At 39.3% G+C, this 4,112-nt stretch carries 6 protein-coding genes; all 6 read right to left on the reverse strand.

The features are described 5' to 3' along the window. Positions 1-56 precede the first annotated feature (56 nt). The 6 genes from AAY47_RS19420 to AAY47_RS22505 all read right to left on the reverse strand — a co-directional run bounded on the left by AAY47_RS19420 (position 57) and on the right by AAY47_RS22505 (position 3,988). Positions 57-419 (reverse strand): cytidine deaminase family protein, encoded by a 363-nt coding sequence (locus AAY47_RS19420; protein ID WP_200897817.1) that lies wholly within the window; start codon positions 417-419, stop codon positions 57-59. Between the two features lie 63 nt (positions 420-482). After that, positions 483-743, reverse strand: a complete 261-nt coding sequence (locus AAY47_RS19425; protein ID WP_047772009.1) for an HPr family phosphocarrier protein — start codon at positions 741-743, stop codon at positions 483-485. Between the two features lie 174 nt (positions 744-917). Then, the gene (locus AAY47_RS19430; RefSeq protein WP_047772010.1) at positions 918-2,357 is read right to left on the reverse strand and encodes a glycoside hydrolase family 1 protein; all 1,440 of its coding nucleotides are present in this window, start codon (positions 2,355-2,357) and stop codon (positions 918-920) included. Between the two features lie 11 nt (positions 2,358-2,368). After that, positions 2,369-2,767 carry a PTS lactose/cellobiose transporter subunit IIA gene (locus AAY47_RS19435; RefSeq protein ID WP_235428422.1) on the reverse strand — a complete coding sequence of 133 codons (399 nt, stop codon included), beginning with the start codon at positions 2,765-2,767 and terminating at the stop codon, positions 2,369-2,371. Further along, complete coding sequence (locus tag AAY47_RS22500; protein ID WP_235428423.1) at positions 2,740-3,444, reverse strand: PTS transporter subunit EIIC; 705 nt, start codon at positions 3,442-3,444, stop codon at positions 2,740-2,742. The genes AAY47_RS19435 and AAY47_RS22500 overlap by 28 nt, the downstream gene beginning before the upstream one ends. Then, positions 3,425-3,988: a hypothetical protein gene (locus AAY47_RS22505; protein ID WP_200897818.1), complete on the reverse strand. Its 564-nt coding sequence runs from the start codon at positions 3,986-3,988 to the stop codon at positions 3,425-3,427. Before AAY47_RS22505 ends, AAY47_RS22500 begins: the two co-directional genes overlap by 20 nt. Positions 3,989-4,112: the final 124 nt, after the last annotated feature.

Genomic DNA, 4,112 nt, shown 5'->3' on the forward strand with positions numbered 1-4,112 from the left:
TCAGTTGATGAGCTGTTTACAGAGCATATTGAATATGCCATGTTATGATGATTTTGCTATAGCTCACTAAGAAACAAAATTTTTTCTTGCGTGACCTTGACTTCTGCATGGCTATTTTCTGGATTTATTTGGCTGATAAATTCCCGACAACGTCCACAGGGAGGAAGGATATTGCCATGCCGATTGACAGCAATAATCCTGATTATCTGTGTTTCACCCTGCTTTATCATCTCAGAAATGGCACTGTGCTCTGCACAAAACCCCATAGAACAAGCCGTATCGATATTAATACCAGTATAAATATGTCCAGATTTACTTTGGATCACGGCGCTGACATGACCGTATTTAATATATTTGTTTAATTGTGTCGGGGATATTAAGCAATGTGCAATATACTCCATTTCGTCAAAAGAAATCACAAAATAATACTCCTTATTTAGGATTAATTGGATTAATTTAAATGGATTAATAAGATCAATGGCTCAGTCTTTTATATTACGGATGAATTCCACGACCGATGTTGCCATTTCCTTCTCATTATCGCCTTCAACCCGAATAATCACCTCAGTACCACTTTTTATTCCCATTGACATCACTTTAAACATGCTTTTTAGATTGACACTTTTATCGCCTTTGATCATTTCAATTTTGCCACTGTAATTTTTAACAAAATTACAGAGTTGGGCGCAGGGCCGCGTATGCAGCCCGGAAGGAGCGGTAACAATCACCGAATATTCAACCATAAAATTTACCTGCTTATATATCTTTTATCTTTAAAACTATCGCCCGAAATTTATTCGGTATATGCTCGATAAACTTCAAGCTGCAATCCGCAAGACGACGCGAGACCTTATATTTCCCCGCGCAGAGGGGAAATATAACACGCATCTTGAAGTTGGACTGGTATAAAAATAAGATCAGGATTTTTTTAATGAACCACCCTGAGTTTGAATAACATTCTGATACCAGTAAAACGAATCTTTTTTATAACGGGAAAGATCTTTAATATCTTCATCTGTTCGATTAACATAAACAAAACCATATCGTTTCTTATATCCATTGCTGGTAGAAAGCAGATCCATAAAACTCCACGGGTTATAGGAAATCACTTTAACGCCATAATCCATTGCCCGCTTAATGGCATTAATATGTTGTTGAATATAGTTAATGCGATAATCATCATGAATCGAGCCATCAGATTCCAACTTATCATCGGCCCCAAAGCCATTTTCTGTGATCATCAATGGCTTCTGATAACGGGTATATAAATCACGCAAAAGATATTCCAATCCAACGGGGTCAATTGCCCAATCCCAGTCGGTTGTATCAAGATGTGGGTTTTTATGGATTTGATAGAAATCGGGCTGAATTTCATGCCCATTAATTTGCCCTTTAACACCGGTTGGATTAAAGCCATCCATTCGCCGTTGGGCACCTTTGGGTGCGGCGGCAGCGGCATGGCTGCAATAATAATTAATGGCCAGAAAATCAGAATAACCTTCTTTAATCAATTCCATATCACCCGCTTCGATATGTGGTGCCAGCCCCTGATTTTTTAGATAGATGAGTGCTGGCTGATTATAGTGCCCTTTCAGGTAGATATCGGTGAAGTAGTAATTACGCAGATCATTGGCATTTTGAGCGGCCAAATTATCTTCTGGTTTACTGGTGAGTGGATAAATGGCGGAATAGCCCAAGGCAGCGCCGACCAAACCGTTGGGAACCCACTGATGAACTAATTTGCAGGCGATGGCATGGGCAAGATTCATATGATGGTTGATCTGATATTTGATTTGTTCATCATGCAGATAGTGCTCTGGGATCAAACACTTTTTCGTCCAGAATTGCACAATAATACTTTGTTCATTGATGGTTAGCCAATATTGCACTTTCTGGCCAAATTCTTTAATAACAAATTCGGCATAATAGGCAAAATCTTCTACACTTTGCCGATTAATCCAGCCATGATATTTTTCGACCAGCGCCATAGGCATATCATAATGGTATAGCGTCAGAATCGGCGTTATTCCATTTTTCAACAGTTCGTCGATAAGATTATGATAAAATTCGACTCCCTTATCATTCACTTTCCCGATGCCATCCGGAAAAATACGCGACCAGGCCACAGAAAAACGGTAAGATTTCAAACCAAGTTCTTTCATTAACGCAATATCTTCTTTATAGCGATGGTAATGATCACTGGTTATATGGGTATCGGCAAAACCTGGATTGTGATTAATAACATCTTGTTGTGACAGTTTTTTACCATACTCTTCTGCGGCACCTTCAACCTGATAAGCACTACTTGATGCACCCCAAAGAAAATTCTCTGGAAATAAAGCACTATTTTTTATCATGGCATTTTCCTTTACTTGTTTTCATTGGTCATTTTATGAATTAATTCATAAAGGCTAATTATTTCTTTTCTCAAATTAAGCTCACTGCGGATAGTCATTAATGTATCCTGAGCATGGATAAATAACAGATCTAAATAAAAACTTTCCCCTTGAGTCTCTTTCTGAATAATATCAGTTTGGGCATGATGAGCAGATAACATCATTTTTCTGGCTTTATCCAGATATAAATGGGCATTTTTAAAATCACCAACATGCGCATATTTAATGGCTTCTTCACTTTTTTCTCTTGCATTACCTGCATTGAGAATAATTTCCAGAGCAACGGGAGTTAAGATATTGTCCTCACGGTTCATTTTTAAATTTCCTGATGAAATTAAACACATTAATTCTGTTGACTTGTATTGGCACATTCTTCCTCAATACGTTTTTTTTCATAAACCTTAAAGAAGGGATACCAAGTGATAAGGAAAACCGCCATAAGCACGCCATAGCAGATAATTGCCCGCCAGTCTTCCGTAATAATGACACTGGAAAATGGAGCCGGTATCTGTCCAACCTGGATCATTTTCGCGGGGATATTTAGCCAGTCTGAGCGCATGAAAATCCATACAATAATTGGGCTGGTAATGGCATTGATCCACATTGGCAGCATTAAGAGCGGGTTAAGGACAATTGGCGCACCAAATACCAACGGTTCGTTAATATTGAAAAAAGAAGGACCGATACAGATATAGCCCGTTGTTTTCAGCTCTCTGGATTTCGAAAACAGCATTAAAAGATTCAGGGCAAGTGTTGCACCTGTTCCGCCCATCGTAATTAAAGCTGCGGTGAATAAGGTTTCGTAAGTCACGATATTCGTCGGCGGTTGACCGGCAGCCACCTGCGCAATATTGGCCGTAATCCCAAGCATGAAGATTGGCATTTGCAGGCCTGTAAACGTCCAGACGGAAATCCCCATAGACATGGCGATGGCAGGAATTAGCGCCATGAGAATAAAGCCGGGCAGGGTTTGCCCGAAGGCAGCGATAGGAGAAAAGAGCGACAGCAGTTTAGAAAAAACATCAATATCAAAAGTAAAGACCAGCAATGTGCCGGCCGCAGCCGATGGAAATCAAGATAGGAATAATCGCATGTATCCAGCCGACAACGAAATCAGGTAAAGAACTTTCTTGCAAGAATCCTAACTTGGTATATAAATGAAAGAGATAAGAAACAAACAACCCGGTGACAATACCTAATAATATTCCCGCCGGGCCAAAGCGATCAAAACTGACGAGCATATTACCATCGATAAATTCTGGCTTAATGAACATCATGTAAACACAAATCGAAGTGAGTCCGGCAATTAGCGTATAACGAAAGTGATACAGCTTCTCCATCATTTGATTTGCAATCATAAAAGCCGTAATTAAACCGAGCATTCCGAAGGAATAATTGGCAATCTTGCCAAGATCAGGCAGGAATAAAAAATAAGAACGAAATACGTTATAAAAAAAGATAAGTGAACCGGCTAAGATAAACGGTATATTTTTTTGCATCGCTCCAGAAATTGCGGCTACCCAAGGCCGCTTGGTAAAATTTTGCATAGCAGGTGCAAATGAGTCAGATAACCAAGACATAAAAGCTTGCATTTTTTATCTCTCTCTGTTTTTTTCTAAAATTCCCTGGTGAAATTTAATTTAAATAATTAAGTTAACGCGATGCTCGACTTTAACATCCTATAACGTTGGCTTGTTGAAGCCAGTCGCGCTGACT

Origin of the sequence: Xenorhabdus griffiniae (assembly GCF_001028135.1) — a bacterium.
Lineage (GTDB): Bacteria > Pseudomonadota > Gammaproteobacteria > Enterobacterales > Enterobacteriaceae > Xenorhabdus > Xenorhabdus bakwenae.

Excerpts from the sequence above, each read along its gene's own strand:
- AAY47_RS19425 (WP_047772009.1), bottom strand. The coding sequence starts at position 743 with ATGGTTGAATATTCGGTGATTGTTACCGCTCCTTCCGGGCTGCATACG.
- AAY47_RS19430 (WP_047772010.1), bottom strand. The coding sequence starts at position 2,357 with ATGATAAAAAATAGTGCTTTATTTCCAGAGAATTTTCTTTGGGGTGCA.
- AAY47_RS19435 (WP_235428422.1), bottom strand. The coding sequence starts at position 2,767 with ATGTGCCAATACAAGTCAACAGAATTAATGTGTTTAATTTCATCAGGA.
- AAY47_RS22505 (WP_200897818.1), bottom strand. The coding sequence starts at position 3,988 with ATGCAAGCTTTTATGTCTTGGTTATCTGACTCATTTGCACCTGCTATG.